Origin of the sequence: Kitasatospora phosalacinea (genome assembly GCF_030268885.1) — a bacterium.
Taxonomy (GTDB): Bacteria; Actinomycetota; Actinomycetes; order Streptomycetales; family Streptomycetaceae; genus Kitasatospora; species Kitasatospora phosalacinea_C.
In genome coordinates this window covers 668,276-685,188 of the sequence record NZ_BSSA01000001.1, presented here as the reverse complement: position 1 = coordinate 685,188, position 16,913 = coordinate 668,276, and the positions used below count along the sequence as shown (strand labels likewise).

General features: G+C 75.5%; 17 protein-coding genes. 8 read left to right on the top strand and 9 right to left on the bottom strand.

The features are described from left to right. Position 1: 1 nt before the first annotated feature. The gene (gene murQ, locus QSK52_RS03010; RefSeq protein WP_435053148.1) at positions 2-964 is read right to left on the bottom strand and encodes an N-acetylmuramic acid 6-phosphate etherase; all 963 of its coding nucleotides are present in this window, start codon (positions 962-964) and stop codon (positions 2-4) included. Between the two features lie 80 nt (positions 965-1,044). Continuing rightward, entirely contained in the window at positions 1,045-1,788 is a 744-nt protein-coding gene (locus QSK52_RS03005) for a hypothetical protein (RefSeq protein ID WP_285733143.1), read from the bottom strand. Positions 1,789-2,002: 214 nt separating this feature from the next. Here QSK52_RS03005 and QSK52_RS03000 point away from each other — a divergent pair, with 214 nt between their 5' ends. From QSK52_RS03000 to QSK52_RS02980, 5 genes are all read left to right on the top strand, one after another. Then, positions 2,003-2,422, top strand: coding sequence for a phage holin family protein (locus QSK52_RS03000; protein ID WP_285733141.1), 420 nt, complete (start codon positions 2,003-2,005; stop codon positions 2,420-2,422). Continuing rightward, the gene (locus QSK52_RS02995) at positions 2,419-2,898 is read left to right on the top strand and encodes a DUF3618 domain-containing protein (RefSeq protein WP_285733139.1); all 480 of its coding nucleotides are present in this window, start codon (positions 2,419-2,421) and stop codon (positions 2,896-2,898) included. Before QSK52_RS03000 ends, QSK52_RS02995 begins: the two co-directional genes overlap by 4 nt. Next, complete coding sequence (locus QSK52_RS02990; RefSeq protein WP_285733137.1) at positions 2,895-3,161, top strand: DUF4235 domain-containing protein; 267 nt, start codon at positions 2,895-2,897, stop codon at positions 3,159-3,161. Before QSK52_RS02995 ends, QSK52_RS02990 begins: the two co-directional genes overlap by 4 nt. A gap of 953 nt (positions 3,162-4,114) precedes the next feature. Next, a complete protein-coding gene (locus tag QSK52_RS02985) occupies positions 4,115-5,092 on the top strand; it encodes an aldo/keto reductase (RefSeq protein ID WP_285733135.1) in 978 nt (325 codons plus the stop codon). Positions 5,093-5,220: 128 nt separating this feature from the next. After that, positions 5,221-6,786 (top strand): ArnT family glycosyltransferase, encoded by a 1,566-nt coding sequence (locus QSK52_RS02980; RefSeq protein ID WP_285733132.1) that lies wholly within the window; start codon positions 5,221-5,223, stop codon positions 6,784-6,786. Here QSK52_RS02980 and QSK52_RS02975 read toward each other — a convergent pair. From QSK52_RS02975 to QSK52_RS02945, 7 genes are all read right to left on the bottom strand, one after another. After that, on the bottom strand, positions 6,780-7,727 hold the full coding sequence (locus QSK52_RS02975) for a DUF5996 family protein (RefSeq protein ID WP_285733130.1): 948 nt from the start codon (positions 7,725-7,727) through the stop codon (positions 6,780-6,782). The genes QSK52_RS02980 and QSK52_RS02975 overlap by 7 nt on opposite strands. Before the next feature lie 128 nt (positions 7,728-7,855). Further along, positions 7,856-8,617 (bottom strand): DUF6193 family natural product biosynthesis protein, encoded by a 762-nt coding sequence (locus QSK52_RS02970; protein ID WP_285733128.1) that lies wholly within the window; start codon positions 8,615-8,617, stop codon positions 7,856-7,858. A gap of 47 nt (positions 8,618-8,664) precedes the next feature. Continuing rightward, the gene (locus QSK52_RS02965; RefSeq protein WP_285733126.1) at positions 8,665-10,329 is read right to left on the bottom strand and encodes a condensation domain-containing protein; all 1,665 of its coding nucleotides are present in this window, start codon (positions 10,327-10,329) and stop codon (positions 8,665-8,667) included. Positions 10,330-10,333: 4 nt separating this feature from the next. Beyond that, the gene (locus QSK52_RS02960) at positions 10,334-11,212 is read right to left on the bottom strand and encodes a hypothetical protein (RefSeq protein ID WP_285733124.1); all 879 of its coding nucleotides are present in this window, start codon (positions 11,210-11,212) and stop codon (positions 10,334-10,336) included. Between the two features lie 70 nt (positions 11,213-11,282). Then, positions 11,283-12,155: a hypothetical protein gene (locus QSK52_RS02955; RefSeq protein WP_285733122.1), complete on the bottom strand. Its 873-nt coding sequence runs from the start codon at positions 12,153-12,155 to the stop codon at positions 11,283-11,285. A gap of 5 nt (positions 12,156-12,160) precedes the next feature. Continuing rightward, positions 12,161-12,481 (bottom strand): acyl carrier protein, encoded by a 321-nt coding sequence (locus QSK52_RS02950; protein WP_285733121.1) that lies wholly within the window; start codon positions 12,479-12,481, stop codon positions 12,161-12,163. A gap of 151 nt (positions 12,482-12,632) precedes the next feature. Beyond that, a complete protein-coding gene (locus tag QSK52_RS02945) occupies positions 12,633-13,565 on the bottom strand; it encodes a 3-oxoacyl-[acyl-carrier-protein] synthase III C-terminal domain-containing protein (RefSeq protein ID WP_285733119.1) in 933 nt (310 codons plus the stop codon). Positions 13,566-13,775: 210 nt separating this feature from the next. On the opposite strand from QSK52_RS02945, the gene QSK52_RS02940 reads away from it, so the two are divergent. The 3 genes from QSK52_RS02940 to QSK52_RS02930 all read left to right on the top strand — a co-directional run bounded on the left by QSK52_RS02940 (position 13,776) and on the right by QSK52_RS02930 (position 16,894). Further along, positions 13,776-14,957 (top strand): glycosyltransferase, encoded by a 1,182-nt coding sequence (locus QSK52_RS02940; protein ID WP_285733117.1) that lies wholly within the window; start codon positions 13,776-13,778, stop codon positions 14,955-14,957. A gap of 168 nt (positions 14,958-15,125) precedes the next feature. Continuing rightward, a complete protein-coding gene (locus QSK52_RS02935) occupies positions 15,126-16,082 on the top strand; it encodes an ATP-binding cassette domain-containing protein (protein WP_285733445.1) in 957 nt (318 codons plus the stop codon). 47 nt (positions 16,083-16,129) lie between these two features. Next, positions 16,130-16,894 (top strand): ABC transporter permease, encoded by a 765-nt coding sequence (locus tag QSK52_RS02930; RefSeq protein WP_285733115.1) that lies wholly within the window; start codon positions 16,130-16,132, stop codon positions 16,892-16,894. The last annotated feature ends 19 nt before the right edge of the window (positions 16,895-16,913 follow it).

Below are 16,913 nucleotides of genomic sequence, written 5' to 3'. Positions count from 1 at the left end.
GTCAGTCGACGGCCTCGCGCAGGGCGTCGCGCAGCCGACCCCCGTGGCGGGCCAGCAGGGCGGCGGCGGCGGGCGCGTCCACGCCGGTGAGCAGCAGCAGGATCGCGTCCTTGACCCGGCCGCCGGTGGCCGCCAACGCGGCGTCGGCGTCGGCCGGTTCGGCCTCGGCGGCGAGGGCGACGATCCGGCGGGCCCGCAGTCGCAGCTTCTCGTTGGTCGCCCGGACGTCGACCATCAGGTCGCCGTAGGTCCTGCCGAGCCGGACCATCACCAGCGTCGAGACCATGTTGAGCACCAGCTTCTGTGCCGTTCCCGCCTTCAACCGGGTGGAACCGGCCAGCAGTTCGGGCCCGGTCACCACCTCGATCCGGTGCTCGGCGGCGTCCCCGAGCGCGGAGCCGCGGTTGCCCGCCAGCGCGACGGTGAGCGCCCCGAGCCGCCGGGCGTGCTCGACCGCGGCCAGCGCGTACGGGGTCCGGCCGGAGGCGGAGACGCCGACCACGGTGTCGGCGGCGGTCAGCCGCAGCGCGTCCAACTCCGCGACGGCCGCCGCCCGGTCGTCCTCGGCGTCCTCGACGGCGGCCGTCAGCGCGGCCGGACCGCCCGCGACCAGTCCGACCACCAGCCCCGGCTCCGTCCCGAACGTCGGCGGGCACTCGCTGGCGTCCAGCACGCCGAGCCGCCCCGCCGTCCCCGCCCCCGCGTACACCAACCGCCCGCCGCGGCCCATCCGTTCGACGATCGCCTCCACCGCCGCCGCGATCTCCGGCACCACCGCCCCGACCGCCTCCGGCACCGTCCGGTCCTCGGCGTTCATCACCCGGGCCAGCTCGACCGTCGGCAGCAGGTCGATCTCCGCGCCGCCGCTGCGCCGTCCCTCGGTCACCGGTTCGGGGAGCGAGCGCAGGTCGTCCGGGCCGTCCGGGTGCCGGGAGGTGTGCGGGGTGCGCGGGGTGTCTGCCACGGGCCCACCCTAGGACGTCGGCGGAGGCCGGTGGCGGCGAGGCGGCGGTGCTGCTGCGGGGTGGCGCTCCGGGGGGTGCGTCAGCGGTGTCCGGCGGCGGCGAGGGCGGCGGCCGCGGTGACCCGGCGGCGGCCCTCCTCGCCCCGGTACCAGATCCACGCGCAGCGTCCGCGGGGGTGCTGCGGGCTGACGGGGGCGAACTCCGTGACGGCGACGGTCTCGGACGTCCGCCAGCTCCGTCCGGGTCCCGACGCCTCGGCCACCTCGCTCAAGCCGTTCCCGTCCCCGTCCAGGTGCCGGGCGGTGGCGAGGGCGGCGGCCCCGCCCGGCCAGCGGTCCCAGGCCGAGAGCTCGTCCACGAGGGCGTGGGACTCGATCCGGTGGACCATGGACGCCTCCAGTTCCTGGAAGACGCCGTCACCTGCCGTGCTCTCGGCCCCCACCCGCCCGTCGGTGTGGACGAGGTAGCGGACCGGGTGGGCGGCCCGCGGCCCCCACCAGTCGAAGAACCAGCCCCGCACGGGATCGGCCCACGCGTACGACCCCGGCTCGTGGTGCCACTCCAGGGTGGACACCCGGCGCTCGCCCCCGGCGCCCGGGTGGCTCTCCCGCACCGTGTACCGCAGTCCGCCGTAGCGCTGGGCGAACCCCTCGCGCCGGATCACCAGCTCCAGCGGGGCGGGGACGGGCCGGCCCCTGCGGTCACGGACCCGGAGCAGTTCGGTGGGGACGTGCGGCCCGGTCCGCTCCTGCCGGTGCGCGGAGCGGTCGAGGAAGGCGAGGGCGCGCGGGGACAGACCCGAAGGGTCTTCCAGGAGGTGCACGTTGCTTCTTTTTCCGACGTGAGGACTGCGTCAGTGGACGCACCGTACCCGGTCGGCCCCGGGTCGGGAAGACCGTTCCGGGCCGTGGTTTCCCGTGGATGGTCGGCGGGATCAGGGGTAGGCGCGTGCGGGCGGGGAGGAGTCCCCGGTCCGACGAGCAGGAAGACGAGCAGGAACCAGCACGGATGAGCACGGCAGGGAGAGGAGGAGGGCCATGAGCAGCAGCATCGGGACCGGCACCCGGCACGGTGACGGGGAGCCGGTGGGCGCGCTCGTCACGCGGGCGTCGCAGCAGCTCTCGGAACTGGTCCGGGAGGAGATGCAACTGGCCCGGGCGGAGCTGACCGAGAAGGGCAGGCGCTACGGCCTGGGCGGCGGACTGGTCGGCGGGGCCGGCCTGGTCGGCGTCCTGTCCGCCCAGGCCGTGGTGGCCGCGGCGGTCGCCGCCCTCGCACTGGTCCTGCCGGTGTGGGCGTCGGCGCTGGTCGTCGCGGCCCTGCTCGCCGTGGTGGCCGCGGTGCTGGCGCTGGCCGGCAAGAAGCAGGTCGCCAGGGCCGGCAGCCCCGCGCCCGAACAGACCATCGACAGCGTGAAGGCCGACGTGGCCGAGATCAAGGAGAGGGCACACCGATGAGCGAGGGCACACCGACGGGCCGGCCGTTCCAGGGCGACGGATCCGCACCGACCGAGCGGCTCCGCGAGCAGGTCGAACGCACCCGCGAGGAACTCGGCCGGACGGTCGAGGCGCTGGCGGCCAAGACCGACGTCAAGGAGCAGGTCAAGGAGAAGGCGGCCGAGTGGAAGGAGCAGGCCACCGGGACGGCCGCGCACCTGACCGACCAGCTCCGGGAGAAGGCCGGGCGGGCCGCCGAGCTGGTGAAGGAGCGGACCCCGGACCCGGTGCTCGACAAGGCGGGCCAGGCCGCGGCCCAGGTCCGCGACACCGCGGTCCAGGCCGGGCACCTGGCGGCGGAGAGGACCCCGGACCAGGTCCGCGAGAAGGCCGCGACCGTCGCCGCGGCGGCCCGGGCCAACCGGACCCCGCTGCTGGCCGGGGCGGCGGTGCTGGTGGTCACGCTGTTCCTGCTGCGCGGCCGGAAGCACAAGTGAAGGCGGTCACGGTCCTCTACAAGCCGGTCGGACTGACCCTCGGCGTCGTCGGCGGCCTGCTCGCGGGCGTCGCCTTCCGACAGGCGTGGAAGGCGATCGGCCACGACGACGACGCCCCGGACGCCACCGACGAGGACCGCACCTGGCGGGAGGTGCTGCTCGCCGCGGCCCTCCAGGGAGCGATCTTCGGCCTGGTCAAGGCCGCCGTCGACCGCGGCGGGGCCACTGCCACCCGGCGCCTCACGGGCACCTGGCCCGGCTGACCCCGCGTCCGGACCTCCGGGCCCGCTCCGTCCCGCGACGGAGCGGGCCCGGACCGCGTCTCAGCGGGCGGGGCGGAGGCGGGCGACCAGGGCGCGGTGGCGGGCCCGGCCGGTGCGGCGGTCCTCCGCTTCGGCGAGGACGGCCGCCACGGCCGGGGCACCGGGATCGAAGGGGCGGGGGCGAAGCGGGCGGGGGCCCGGCGGGCGTGCTGCTGCCAGTCGTCCCGGTGGAAGCGGACCGTCCAGCCCGGCCAGAGCCGCGGCACCTCGTACGCCTGCGGGGTCGCGGGGAGGGACCACCAGTCGAGGCGGCGGCGTTCGAGGTCGAGGTGGAGGCCGGAGCTGACGTGCAGTCGGCAGGTGCCGTGGTCGGGGGCGTCCGCCAGGCGGTCGAGCAGGGCGGGGCCCTCGCGGACGGGGTGGTCGAAGGCGGCGGAGGCGACGTGGCAGCGGCCGGTGTCGAGGGTGACCAGGGTGCCGCCCGGGTCCGGCCCGGCGAGTTCCTCGTCGTCGGGGGCGAGGAACGGGGCCCGGTCGAGGGGGGTTCCGCGGCGGCGGACGTGCTCCGGGTCGAGCCCGAGGTGGGTGCGCAGTTCGGCCGGGCCGTCGTACAGCGGGCGGACCGTCCAGCCCGGCCAGGCGGCCCGGATCAGGGCGAGGGCGGCTGCGCGGTGCCGGAGTTCGGCGCTCGGGCCCTCCCGGGCGGAGAACAGCAGGGCCGTGCGGCCGAGGTCGACCAGCACCCCGCCGTGGGGGATGTCGTCGTCCAACCACCAGTCGTCCCGGCGGAGTTCGGGGAGCGTGCCGAGCAGGGCGTCCGGTCCGTCCAGCAGGTCGAGGGCGATCACGCGGGCCGAACCGTTCGGTTTGGTCGGGGCGGCCGTCCGGCGTACGCTTCGGAGCGAACCAAACCGAACCGTTCGGTTTGGGATTCTGCGCTCAGGAGGCTCCCCATGCAGCAACGGACGCTCGGCACCCAGGGCCTGACCGTCTCCGCGATCGGCTACGGCGCGATGGGGCTGACCATGGCGTACGGGCCGGGTGACGAGCGGGCGGGCGTGGCGGCCGTGCGGCGGGCGTACGAGTTGGGCGTGACCTTCTTCGACACCGCGGAGCTGTACAACTGGGGCACCGGCTCGAACGAGGAACTGCTCGGCCGGGCGGTGAACGGCTTCCGCGACCAGGTCGTGCTGGCCACCAAGTTCGGCTTCGCCCGCACCGAGCGGGGGTTCGGCTTCGACAGCCGGCCGGAGAACATCCGCAGGGTCGCCGAGAACAGCCTGCGCGCCCTGGGCACCGACCGGCTGGACGTGCTCTACCAGCACCGGGTGGACCCGGACGTCCCGATCGAGGAGGTGGCGGGGGCGGTCAAGGAGCTGATCGAGGCGGGCAAGGTCGCGCACTTCGGCCTGAGCGAGGCGGGACCGGAGACGATCCGGCGTGCGCACGCCGTGCAGCCGGTGTCGGTGCTGCAGACCGAGTACTCGCTGTTCGAACGGGACGTCGAGCGGGTCTTCCCGACCCTGGACGAGCTGGGCATCGGCTTCGTCGCGTACTCGCCGCTCGGCCGCGGCTTCCTGACCGGCAGCACCAGGCCCGCCGGGCAGTACCACCCGAGCGACCTGCGCAACCACGACCCGCGCTGGCAGCCCGGCGCCTACGAGCGGAACCTCGCCGCGGTGGCCCGGCTGGGCGAGCTCGCCGCCGAGAAGGGCACCACCGTCGCGCAGTTCGCCCTCGCCTGGCTGCTCGCCCGCGGCCCGCACGTCGTCCCGATCCCCGGCACCCGCAGCGCCGCCCGGATGGCGGAGAACGCCCGCGCCGCCTGGATCACCCTGGACGCCGAGGACCTGGCCGCCGTCGACGCGGTCCTCCCCGACGGCGGCTTCGGCGCCCGCTACCAGGAGGACAGCCTCCCGGTCTGGTCCTGAGCCCCCGGACCCCCGGGCCCCGGGCCCCCGGGTCTCTCGGGGTTCTCGGGGTTCTCGGGGTTCTCCTCGGGGTGGTTTCCGGGTTGCGCCGGGTGGGCGCGGGGGACCGGCTCTGCCACACTCACCGCATGGGCATGCGGGGGAACGCGTCCGCCGCGGTCGACGGCTCCGTGCCGCCTGCTGGTTGCGCAACGGGCCTGTCCCGCTTCGCAGTCGGTCCGGTGCTCGGGGTGGCGGCCGCGGTCGTGGCGGTGCAGGCGGGACTGGTGGGGCGGTACGGGTTCCACCGGGACGAGTTGTACTTCATGGCCGCGGGGCGGCACTTGGCGTGGGGGTACGTCGACCAGCCGCCGCTGACACCGCTGTTGGCGCGGCTGTCCACGGCGGTGTTCGGCGACGGCCCCGCCGGGTTGCGGGCGGTCGCGGTGCTGCTGGGCGCGGCGACGGTGGTGCTGGTGGCCCTCGCCGCACGGGAGTTGGGGGCGCGGCGGGCCGGGCAGGTGCTGGCCGCGGCCGGGGCGGCGGTGTCGGCGCTGGTGCTGGCGCTCGGGCACATGCTGAGCACGGCGAGCTTCGACCTGTTCGCCTGGACGGGGCTGGGCGTGCTGGTGCTGCGCCTGCTGCGCACCGGTGACCGCCGCTGGTGGCCGGCGATCGGCGCGGTGGCCGGGGTCGCGCTGCTGAACAAGGACCTGGTGCTGCTGCTGGCCGTCTCGCTGCTGCCGTCGATGGCCTTCTGCGGCCCGGACTCCCGTTCCCTGCTGCGTGGTTGGTGGCTCCCGGCGGGTGCGCTGGCGGCGCTGCTGGTGGCGGCGCCGAACCTGTACTGGGAGGCGGTGCACGGCTGGCCGCAGCTGACCGTCGCCTCGGGCATCAGCGACCGGGACGGCCTGGTCAACCGGCTGACCTTCGTACCGATGCAGCTGGTGTACCTCTCCCCCGTGCTCGTCCCGGTCTGGCTGGCCGGGTTCCGCCGCCTGCGCGAGGACGAACGGGTGCGCTGGGCGAGGCCGTTGGGGTGTGCGTACCTGGTGCTGTGCGCGCTGGTGCTGGTGCTGGGCGGCAAGCCGTACTACGCGCTGCCGCCGCTGCTGCTGGTGATGGCGGCCGGGTGCCGGCCCGTCGCGGAGCGGCTGTGGGAGCGGGGGGAGCACGGGGGCGGGACGCGGCGCGGCCGGGTGCGGCTGGTGGGGGTGCTGCTGGTCGCCGCGCTGGTGAACTCGCTGATCACGCTGCCGGTGCTGGCGCCCGGACGGCTGTCGGTGGTCTCGGCGATCTACCCGGAGTCCGCGGAGCAGGTCGGCTGGCCGGAGCTGACGGCGGCGGTGGCGGCGGGCTGGCAGGCCGTGCCGCCGGAGCAGCGCGGGCGGGCGGTGGTGTTCGCCACCGACTACGGCGAGGCGGGAGCGCTGGTGCACTACGGCGACCGGTACGGCCTGCCGACCGCGTACTCGGGCCACATGTCCTTCTACGACTGGGGCCCGCCGCCGGATTCGGCGACCGGCCCCGTCGTGCTGGTGCACCCGGCGCCGTACCCGGAGGTCGAGCGGGCCTTCACGGGGTGCCGGCGGGTCGCCGAGGTCGACAACGGGCACGGGGTGGCGAACGAGGAGCAGCACGCACCGGTGCTGGTGTGCGCGGGCACGGTCGCGCCGTGGTCCCGACTGTGGCCCCGGCTGCGGCACTTCTACTGAGCGGCTCCCGGGAGGGTGCGCAGTTCGCTGTCGGTGATGCCGCCGGGGCACTCGCGTTCGCGGCCCCAGCCGGCCAGGTCGGCTCCGGCGCGGTAGGCGGACTCCAGGAACTCCAGGGCGGTGCGCCACGGGTCGGCGGTGGCGCGGACCTCCTCGTAGGTGAGCAGGGCGAGGTGGCTGCCGCGGTTCGGGGTCCAGCGGGCGGCGTCGGGGCGCAGCGGGCGGGTGTCGAGTCCGGCGGGTTCGGGGGCGGTGTAGGAGTAGAACGCGGGGGCGGGGACGTTGTCGTCGCCGAACCAGAAGCCCGCGCTGATGACTTCGCGGGAGTACGCCTCGCGGGTGACGCTGTCGGCGGCGGGCTGGTCGGTCTCGCGGTCGGAGAAGCGGGTGACGGCGAGGTCGAAGGTGTGCCAGAAGTGGTGGACGGGGCTGGTCTTGCCGGAGTACCCGGCGGCGTACTCCTCCAGCAGCAGGGCGACCTGGCTGAGGACGTGCCAGTAGGTGGTGACGGCGGCGGGGTCGTAGCTGCGGTGTTCGTGGTCGTCGGCGAAGGGGCGGTGGGAGTCGGGCAGGTCGTAGGGGTAGGGGTGGTCGGGGAGGACGTCGATGTCGAGGTGGACGAGGGCGCGCAGGGTGTCGCGGTAGAAGTCGGCGACGGAGCGTCCGGTGAGCGGGAAGGAGTCCTCGGCGCCGTCGAGGGTGCGGACGTACAGGCGGTGGTCGGTGAAGTCGAAGTCGATGGTGAAGGAGTCGCCGCCGCGGGTCGGGCCGGTGGGGCGGGTGGTGATGCCGCGGCCGGTGAGGTGGAAGGGGACGTTCCACCAGTGGTTGCGGCGGGCGCTGCCCGCGAGGCGGATCTTGCCGATGACCTGGGCGAAGCGGTGCAGCGTCTCCTTGGTGTCCCGCCAGGACTCCAGGGGCAGGGGCGGGAACAGCTCCATGGTGCAACTCCGGCGCGGGGAGGGGTCGGGGGGCGCTGCCCATCCTCACCGTCCCCGGCCCGGGCCCGGGGGTGCGACGCGCCCGGGTGGGGTGCGACTGCTCCGTCCGGGCGGTGCGGGGTCGTGCGTCAGCGCGGTTCGGGGGGCAGCACGGCGGCGGCGAGGGCGGCCGCCTCGGCGGCGGTGGCGACGGTGACCGGTTCGGGGAGGGCCGCGGCGACGGCCCGGTGCCCCCGGTGGCTGCGGACCCGGTACGTCCCGTCGGTGTGCGGCTCGACGGCCACGCCCGCGTTCTCGTACGGGAAGAGGAGCTTGGTGGAGAACCACAGGACGTAGTGGCTGCTGACCGGCCGCAGGCGGCGCAGCCGGGGCTGGGCGAACGCCGCCCGCCACAGGTCCCGCACGCGGTCGGGCTCGCGGTGCCAGGCGTGGTCGAAGCTCTGCAGGCGGATCCGCCACTCGAGTTCCACCCGGTCCAGCGGGGCGCGCTCGTGGGCGAGCGCCCAGTCCTGGACGTGCAGGAAGGGGGCGGTGCGCCGGATCTCCGTCAGGTCGGCGCCCGCGAACCAGCCCGAGACCGCCCGGACGGCTTCGGTGAGGTCCGGCGCGTCGCCCATGGCCAGCGGCACCACGCCGCGGCTCAGGGACAGGTGCGGTGCGGAGCCGTCGTGCTTCCACCAGATGCGGGCCGCGTCGGGCGCCGGTAGCTCCGAGCCGCCGCGCGCGGCCGGTCGGGGCAGCCCGCCCCGGAAGTCCGCACCGCACCAGTACAACTGGTCGGGCGCGGGCAGCGGGAGGCCCGCCGCGGCGGCGAGTTCGGCCAGTTCGGTGCCGAACGCGGCCGCGGCGGCGTCCCGTTCGGCCTGGGTCTCGTACGTGGGGGACGGCATGGCGCGGAGTGTAGTGCGGACGCGCCCGGCTCGGCCGGGCGGGCCGGTCAGGGGCGTCCGGTGCCGGTGCCGTTCGGCAGGACGTAGCGCTGCGGGGCCATCAGGGTGTCGCGCCAGGAGAGGGCGTCGACCACGGCGGTGTGCGCCTCGGTCGGGGTGAGCGCGCAGCCTTCCCGCACCGTGGCGGTCAACTCGTCGTTCTCCCAGGTGACTTCGACGTCCTTGACGGCCAGGACGGTGCGCAGCCGGTCGGCGACGGCGTCCAGGTCGACCCAGTTGCTGCCGACCTGCTGCCAGCGGCCCTTCTCGCGGCGGCCGACGGGCAGGCGGCTGAGGGCGGCGAGTTCGCCGTCGGGGCCGAGGGTGACGTTGCGCTGTCCGGCGAGGTCGATCAGGCGGAGCAGGGCGCGGGCGAAGTGCTCGGTCTCCTCGCGGTCGAGGACGTCGGGGTGGGCGTGCAGGCTGATCTCCAGGCAGCCGCCGGTGCGCCAGATGTTGATCATCAGCCGGGTGGGGAGCGGTTCGGTCGGGTACCAGGTCAGGTCGGGGTCGGCGGCGGGGTCGGGGCGCAGGGCGGCGATCTCCTCGGGGACGGTGCCGCTGACGTCGTTGAGCACGACGTCCCGGACGAACCGGGCGCCGCGCCGGAGGGAGGAGTCGTCGAGGATCTTCCAGAGCTGCTCGGTCTCGAAGGTGGCGTGCCAGTAGCCGGAGAGGGCCTGGGCCTGGGTGCGGCCGATCAGGGTGTCGAGGTCGGGGCAGTCGGTGTCCAGGACGAGCAGGGCGTCCTGGGCGAGGGTGCCGACGTGTTCGGCGAGGACGGCGCGGTGGCGGTTGGCGGACAGGGCGGCCATCACTACGGTGGAGCGGGCCGCGCGGTGGGCCGCCAGGGCGGCGTAACAAGCGGTCAGGACGGCGGACTTGGAGCTGTTGGTACGCCGGACGGCCCGTTCCAGGGCGGCGGCTCCGGACGGGGTGCGGACGGCGAGGGTGTGCAGCAGATTGTCGGCGGAGTGGACCCGGTCGTCGGCGAAGACGGCGGAGGGCTCCTCGGTCAGGATGCGCTCCCAGTGCCGGAGGGCGGCGCGGCCGCGGCGGCGGCCGCTCGCGGAGCGTTCCTGGGCGGCGACCTCGATCGGGGTGGGCCCGGCGGGCGGCGGCAGTTCGCCGCCGGAGGCGAGGGCCGTCCACTCCTTGAACAGCAGGCCGGTGGCGACGCCGTCGAGCTGGGCGTGGCTGACGACCACGCCGAGCAGGACGGGGCGGTCGTCGCGGGTGAGCAGGGCGAGCCGGAGCGGGAAGTCGGCGGTGAGGTCGAACGGGTGGCAGCGCTCGTCCCAGCAGAACGCTTCGGCCCGGGCGGCGGCGTCCTCGCCTGGGCCCAGTTCGATCAGCGCGACGGTGAACTCGCCTTCCTGGAGCTGGCGTTGGGTTTCGGGGAGGCGGTCGCCGCCTGCTCCGGGGAAGACGGTGCGCAGGGCGGCGTGCCGCTCGGCGAGGATGCGCAGGGCAGCGAGGCAGGTGGCCGTGTCGGCGTGCTCGGGGACGGTCCAGGTCGCCTGCTTGTTCAGCGAGGAGGGTTCGTTCCGCTCCCGCGAGGGCTGTTCGTTGCGCAGGCAGCGCAGCACGTTGTCCTGGCCGAGGGTGACCGGCCCTTCGGCCGGGGGCGTCTCGGACCGGAACCGCAGCACGGTGGATCGCAGGTCTGACACCGGGTCAGTCTCCCTTCAGGGCGGTGCCGACGTGCTCGGGCCAGTCGGCGGGCCGGGTGCCGTGGGCGTGCAGCAGGGCGAGGGCGATCCGGTCGAGGCCGAAGGCGGTGCAGGCGGTGTGGCCGGTGGCGCCGTCGGCGGTGAAGTCGAAGACCTCGCCGAAGTGGTCCTTGTGGATGTTGGCGGAGGCGATGGCCTGCGGCAGCCCGTCGGCCACCGGGACGCGCAGCTCGAACTTCAACTCCTGGGCGCGCTGGGCGGCTTGGTAGAGCTTGCGGCCGCCGCCGAAGAACGGGTCGTCGGCGAGTTCGACCGACGGCTTCAGGCCGAGGCCCCCCAGCCAGTCGGCGACCCGCTGCAGCCAGTGCTCGCGCCAGTCCTGGCAGTGCCGGGCGGTGCCCGCGGTGACGAGTTCGGCCATCCGGAAGCTGCGCAGCCGCCCGGGTTCGGCGGTGGCCTCCTGCCGGAAGCACTGCGCCTCCACGCTGTAGCGGACGGGCTGTCGGAGGTCCCGTCCGACCAGGGTGGCGTAGACGGGGTAGCAGGCGGCGGGCAGCAGCACCAGGTCGGAGATCTCCTGCCGGGCGTGCCAGGGGCCGGACTCGGCGATCAGCGGGGAGAGCCTGCGCCAGTCGGCGGCGCTGCCGGTGTAGCTGTGCACGGTGCCGAGCAACTGCGGGAAGGAGGCGGCGAATCCGGCGCGTTCGATGGTGGCGCGGGAGATCACGGGCGGGACGGCGAGCCGCTCGAAGGGCTCGTCGGCGGCCAGCCGGGCGATCGAGTCGCGCAGCGCGCCGAGCAGCTTCTCGTAGGCGGCGGGCTGGAGCTGGACGCCGGGCGCGGCGGTGGGCAGCGGGGTGGCGTCGTCGGGGTGGCGGGTCATGGTCGGTCTGCCTCGGGGTCGGGGGCGGCGGTCGGCGGCGGTGGCGGTGGCGGGACAGCGGCGGCGGTGGTCACGGGGGAGGTTCCGCGGCCGCCCAGTGGGCGAGGTCGAGCCGGCCGGTCTCCGGTTCGAAGTCGACGAGCACCAGCGGCCGGTCGGCGCACCGGGGGTCGGCGAGGGCGGCGGCGAGCGCGGCCCAACCGCCGGTGTACGGACTGCCGGTGCGGGCCGCGCGGGTCTCCCGTCCGTCGGGCGGCCGAACGCCGAGCAGGCCGGGGCCGAGCAGCAGCAGTGCGTCCTCGGGCAGGTCGGCGCACCACTGCCCCAGCACGCGGTCGACCCGGCCGTCCGGGACGCCGCTGCGACTGTCGGTGCCGTGCAGCGCCCGGCCGCCGCCGTCGGCCTCCCAGAGCAGGGCGGCGACCGAGTGCCGGTCGGGGAGCCGGGCGGGGCGGTGCGGGCGGTGGTGCAGGTCGGCCTGTTCGACGGCGATCAGCAGGGCGCGCCGGGCGCCCGCGGTGCGGGCGTACGCGTCGGCGACCAGCAGGGCGCTGAACGCGGCGCCCGCGCCCTCGTCGCAGATCGCGAAGGACAGCGGTCCGCCCGGGCAGGACCCGGCGAGGCGCAGCGCGACGGCCTGTCCGGGGCGGACGTCGGGCGTGGCGTACACCAGGAGCAGCAGGTCGACCGGGCGGGCCGGGTCGGTCAGGGCGCGGACGGCGTGTGCGGCCAGCACGTCGTAGGACTGTCCGCGGGCCCCGGCGAGCGCGTCCTCGTCGAGGGCGACCCCGTACGGGCGGGTCAGGTCGGCGGTGAAGGCGCGCAGGTCGGGGTCGGCGGCGAGCGGGGAGTGGCCGGGCAGGTCGTGGGCGTGGGCGGCGGTCAGGCGCAGCGGGGAGGCGGCGCGCGGCAGGGTGGCGGGGAGCGGCCCGCGGGCGAGCACGGTGGTCAGTCCTCGGCGATGACGTGTCCGGCGACGAAGCCCGCGAGGGTGCCGACCGAGCGCAGGTCCTCCGGGTCGATGCCCTCGACGTCGATCTGCACGTCGAGGTGGTCCTCGAGTTCGAGGATGAGTTCCAGGGTGGCGGCGGAGGTCAGGCCGACCTCGTCGAACAGGCAGGCGTTCTCACCGATCTCGGGGAGTTCGCGCTTGAGCACCTGGGGCAGCAGCAGCAGGATCCCGTCGAGGGCGCGGTCGCGCAGCTCGGGGTCGACCACCGCGGTGTCGGCGGCGGTGGCGGTGTTCTCGGGCAGGGCGGAGTCGGTCATGGCGATCCCCTGGTCTGGCCAGTGGCCCGGCGGCGGGCCGGGCACGGGCGGGTGGACTGGGTGGCGCGGGCGCGCGGCGGCACGCCCGGCCGGCCCGCGGACGCACGGGCGTGCGGGCACGCGCGGGCGGACGTACCCGCGGGCGGGCGGGTCAGTGCTGGAGCACCATCGCGGCGAAGGTCGCGCCGATCCCGGACGCGGCGGCCAGGTAGCGGTCGCCGCGGCGGAGCAGGCCGCGGGTGGTGGCGGTGTGGTGGTTGAGCAGGATGTCGGCGGCGAAGCTGTGCCCCACCGCCGGGACGTTGTCCAGCACCACGCGGTCGGGCGGGTACCCGATCCGGCGGCAGATCCGTTGCCAGGAGATCTGGTTGACGTTGTGCGGGAGCACCAGCCGGATCGAGTCCCAGCTCTCGCCGGCCTCGTCCAGTGCGGCTTCCATCACGGCCACCATCAGCTCCGGGTAGCTGCGCTGGTAGCGCTGCATCAGCTCCGGATCGTCGGCGAGTCGCCCGTCGAACTCGCCGCGCTGGTCGACCGCGTAGGACAGCACGCGGTCGTGTTCGCCTCCGGCCCGCACCAGGCAGGCGGCCGCCCCTTCGCCGAACAGGGCGGTCTCCGGGACGATGCGGGCGTCCCGGGTGAAGGTCTTCTCGCCCGCCAGGATCAGCGCCGTCGCCTCGGGGTCGGGGTCTGCCGCCAGCAGCCGACCGGCCACGTCCAGGGCCAGCAGGGAGCCGGCACAGGCGTGGTGGGTGACGGTGAAGGCACGGGCGTGCGTCAGCCCCAGACGGCCGAGCGCGTCGTGCAGCGGGTTGTGCGGGTAGGGCGCCGCGATCGGCAGGCTGCGCGCGTGCAGCACGTACGTCACGCGGTGTTCGTTGCCGCGCAGCGGGGCCAGGGCCTTCGCTGCGGCGGTGAGCAGATCGGTCAGGTCCCCGTCGGGGTCCGTCCCGATCCGGTCCAGGCCATGGAAACGGCGGAACAGTTTGATCTGACGGTCCGTCAACTCCAGGCGTTCCCCGACCTGTTCGATCGGTTCGGCGAGGGGTGGCAGGTGGACGGCGACTGCCTCCAGAGCGGTCACGCGGGCTAGTATTCCGTCGCCTCACCGGCCCGCACAAGGGATCTCCGGCGCTTCCTTCGCGATATCCCCTTGTGGTCTGTACCACTTCTCCCTCGTCCGTCCACGACCCGTCCGCGGGTCCGCGGCCGGTGCCGCCCGGACGCCGTGCGTTCCCGGCTCCCCGCCGCCCTGCCGCCGCGCCACTTCGCCGCCTTCCCGAGGAGGACCCCCATGCCCGCGACCGTCCCCGGTGCCGCTCCCCCGCTGCGGCTGCTGATCGTGGTGCCGCCGCTGGCCGGGCACCTGCTGCCGGCCCGGGCGCTGGCCGCGGCCTGGTCCGCGCGCGGGCACGAGGTGGCCTGGGTGGGGCCGGAGGCGGCGCTGCGGCCGCTGCTGGGGCCGCGGGCGGTGGTGCACCCGACCGGTGCCCGGCTGTTCCGCGAGCAGGCGGTGGGCGGGGCGGCGGCGGTGCGTTCGCTCTGGGAGGGGTTCGTGGTGCCGCAGACCCGGTTCACGCTGGGCGCGGTGCGGCGGGCCGTCGCGCAGTGGCGGCCGGACGTGCTGCTGGCGGACCAGCACAGCCCGGCGGGCGCGCTGGCCGCGCACGGCGCGGGCGTGCCGTGGGCGAGCTTCGCCCCGTCCTCGCTGGAGATCGGCGACCCGCTGGGCGGGGACGGGGCGCTGACGGCCTGGCGGGAGGAGGTGCTGCACGGTCTGTGGGAGCGGGCCGGGCTGCCCGCCGCCGAGTACACCGACCCGCGGTTCTCCCCCGGCCTGGTGCTGGCCCCGAGCTGCGCCGCGCTGCTGGGCCTGGACCGGCGGCGCGTCCCGGACTCGTACGCGCTGGTGGGGCCGCTGCTGGACGCCCGGCCCGAGCCGTTCCCCTGGGAGCGGCTGCGGGCGGGGCGGCGCCGGGTGCTGGTCACCATGGGCACGCTCGCCGCCGAGGTGGCGGACGGTTTCCTGGCGCGGACGGCCGCCGCCCTGGCCGGGCTCCCGGACGTGCAGGCCGTGGTGGCGGCCCCCGGGGAGGTGGCGCTGCCGCCGGACGCGATCGGCTGCGGGCGCGTTCCGGTGCTGGAACTGCTTGAGCGCGGGGCGGTGGACGCCGTACTGTGCCACGGCGGGATGAACACCGTCGGTGAGTCCCTCGTCCACGGGCGGCCGTTGGTGGTCGCCCCGATCCGCCACGACCAGCCGGTGACCGCCGGTCGGCTGGCCGCGCTGGGCGCGGCCGTCCGGGTCGACTTCGCCACCGCCACGCCGGAGCAGCTGCGTTCGGCGCTGCGCACCGTCCTCGACGATCCCGGCCACCGCCGCTCCGCCGAACTGGTGGGGCGTCAGCTCCGGGACGGGGGAGGCGCGGTGGCGGCCGTCGAACGGCTGGAGCGGTTCGCGCGCCCACCGCGCTGAGCCCGCCCCGCCTTCTGGTCCAGACCATTGTCGGGAGGCCGGGTCGGGCCCTAGGGTCTGCTCCGGCGCCCCGCCCCTCCCCCGTTGCCCGCCCGGACGGCGAACCGCTCGTCCGGGCACCCGTCCGCACCCATCCGCACCCACCGACCACAGGAGTCCGGGTTGATCGTGACCAAGGGGCTGCGCAAGTCCTTCCGGCCCCGCCGCGGCGCGGCCGCCGTCGACGCGGTGCGCGGCATCGACCTGAGCGTCGCGGAGGGCGAGATCTACGGCCTCCTCGGCCCGAACGGCGCAGGCAAGACCACCACGCTGCGCATGCTCGCCACCCTGCTCGTCCCCGACGGCGGCGCCGCCACCGTGGCCGGCGCCGACCTGCGCGCCGCGCCCGGCGAGGTCCGCCGCCGGATCGGCTACGTCGCCCAGGGCGGCGGCACCACCGACCAGGCCACCGCCCGCGAGGAGCTGGTCCTGCAGGCCCGGATGTACGGCGTCCGCAAGGCCGAGGCCGTCCGGCGCGCCGAGCAGGGCCTGGCCGCCTTCGACCTGGCCGAGTTCGGCGACCGGGTCTGCAAGACGTACTCGGGCGGCCAGCGCCGCCGCCTCGACCTGGCGCTCGGCGTCGTGCACCGGCCCAGGGTGCTGTTCCTGGACGAGCCGACCGTGGGCCTCGACCCGCGCAGCCGCTCCCAGGTGTGGGCCGAGGTCCGCCGCCTGCGCGAGCAGGGCATGACGGTGCTGCTGACCACCCACTACCTGGACGAGGCCGACGCCCTGTGCGACCGGATCGGCATCGTCGACAACGGCGGCATCGTCACCGAGGGCACCCCCGAGGAGCTCAAGCAGAAGATCTCCGGCGACTCCGTCACCATCGGCCTGCCCGACCCGGCGGCCACTACCGGCGCCGAGCGCGCCCTCGCCGAACTCCCGTGCGTCCAGCGCCTGGAGGCCCTGCCCGGCGAGGACGGGCTGCGCCTGCACGTGGACTCCGCGGCCACCGCGATCCCGCAGCTGCTGCGCACCCTGGCCGCGGTCGGCATCGAGCCGGAGCACGTCCAGTTGCAGCGCCCCAGCCTGGACGACGTGTTCCTGGCCCTGACCGGCCGCGCACTGGCCCACAGCAGCTGACCCCTCCCCCTTCCGGCACCGACGCCCCGAAGCCCCCCGAGGTCCCCGTGAAGCTCGTCCGCGACACCTGGCTGGTCTACCAGCGCCAACTGCTCCTGATGGCCCGCTCCCCCGTGTGGATCGCCGTCGGGCTGCTCCAACCCCTGTGCTACCTGCTGCTGTTCGCCCCGCTGCTGACCTCCGCGCTGGCCGCGTCCGGCGCGCACAGCACCTCCGACGCCTACCGGATCTACGTGCCCGGACTGCTGTCCGCGCTGGCCCTGATGGGCGGCCTGTTCACCGGCTTCACGCTGCTGGGCGAGCTGCACGCGGGCGTCATCGAGCGTTCCCGGGTGACGCCGGTCAGCCGGGTCGCCCTGCTGCTGGGGCGGGCGCTGCGGGAGACCACGGCGCTGCTGATCCAGTCGGTGCTGATCGCCGTGCTGGCGATCCCGTTCGGCCTGACGGTGGGCCTGGCCGACCTGCTGCTGGCGATGGCGCTGCTGGCCCTGATGGCGCTGATGGCGTCCTCGGTCTCCTACGGCCTGGCCCTGCTGGTGCCCACCGACGCGGCGCTCGGCCCGGTGGTCAACACCATCGCGCAGCCGCTGGCGCTCCTCTCCGGCACCCTGCTGCCGATCGCGCTGGCCCCGGTCTGGCTGCGCACCGCCGCGTCCTGGAACCCGTGCTACTGGGCGGTGGAGGGCATGCGCGCGCTGTTCGCCGGGCACCTGGACGCGCCCGAGGTGTGGCGCGGCCTGCTGCTGACCGCCCTGCTGACGGCCGTCGCGGTGGCCTGGTCGGCCCGGCTGTTCGCCCAGCGGATCCGCTGACGGGGAGCACGGCTGAGCG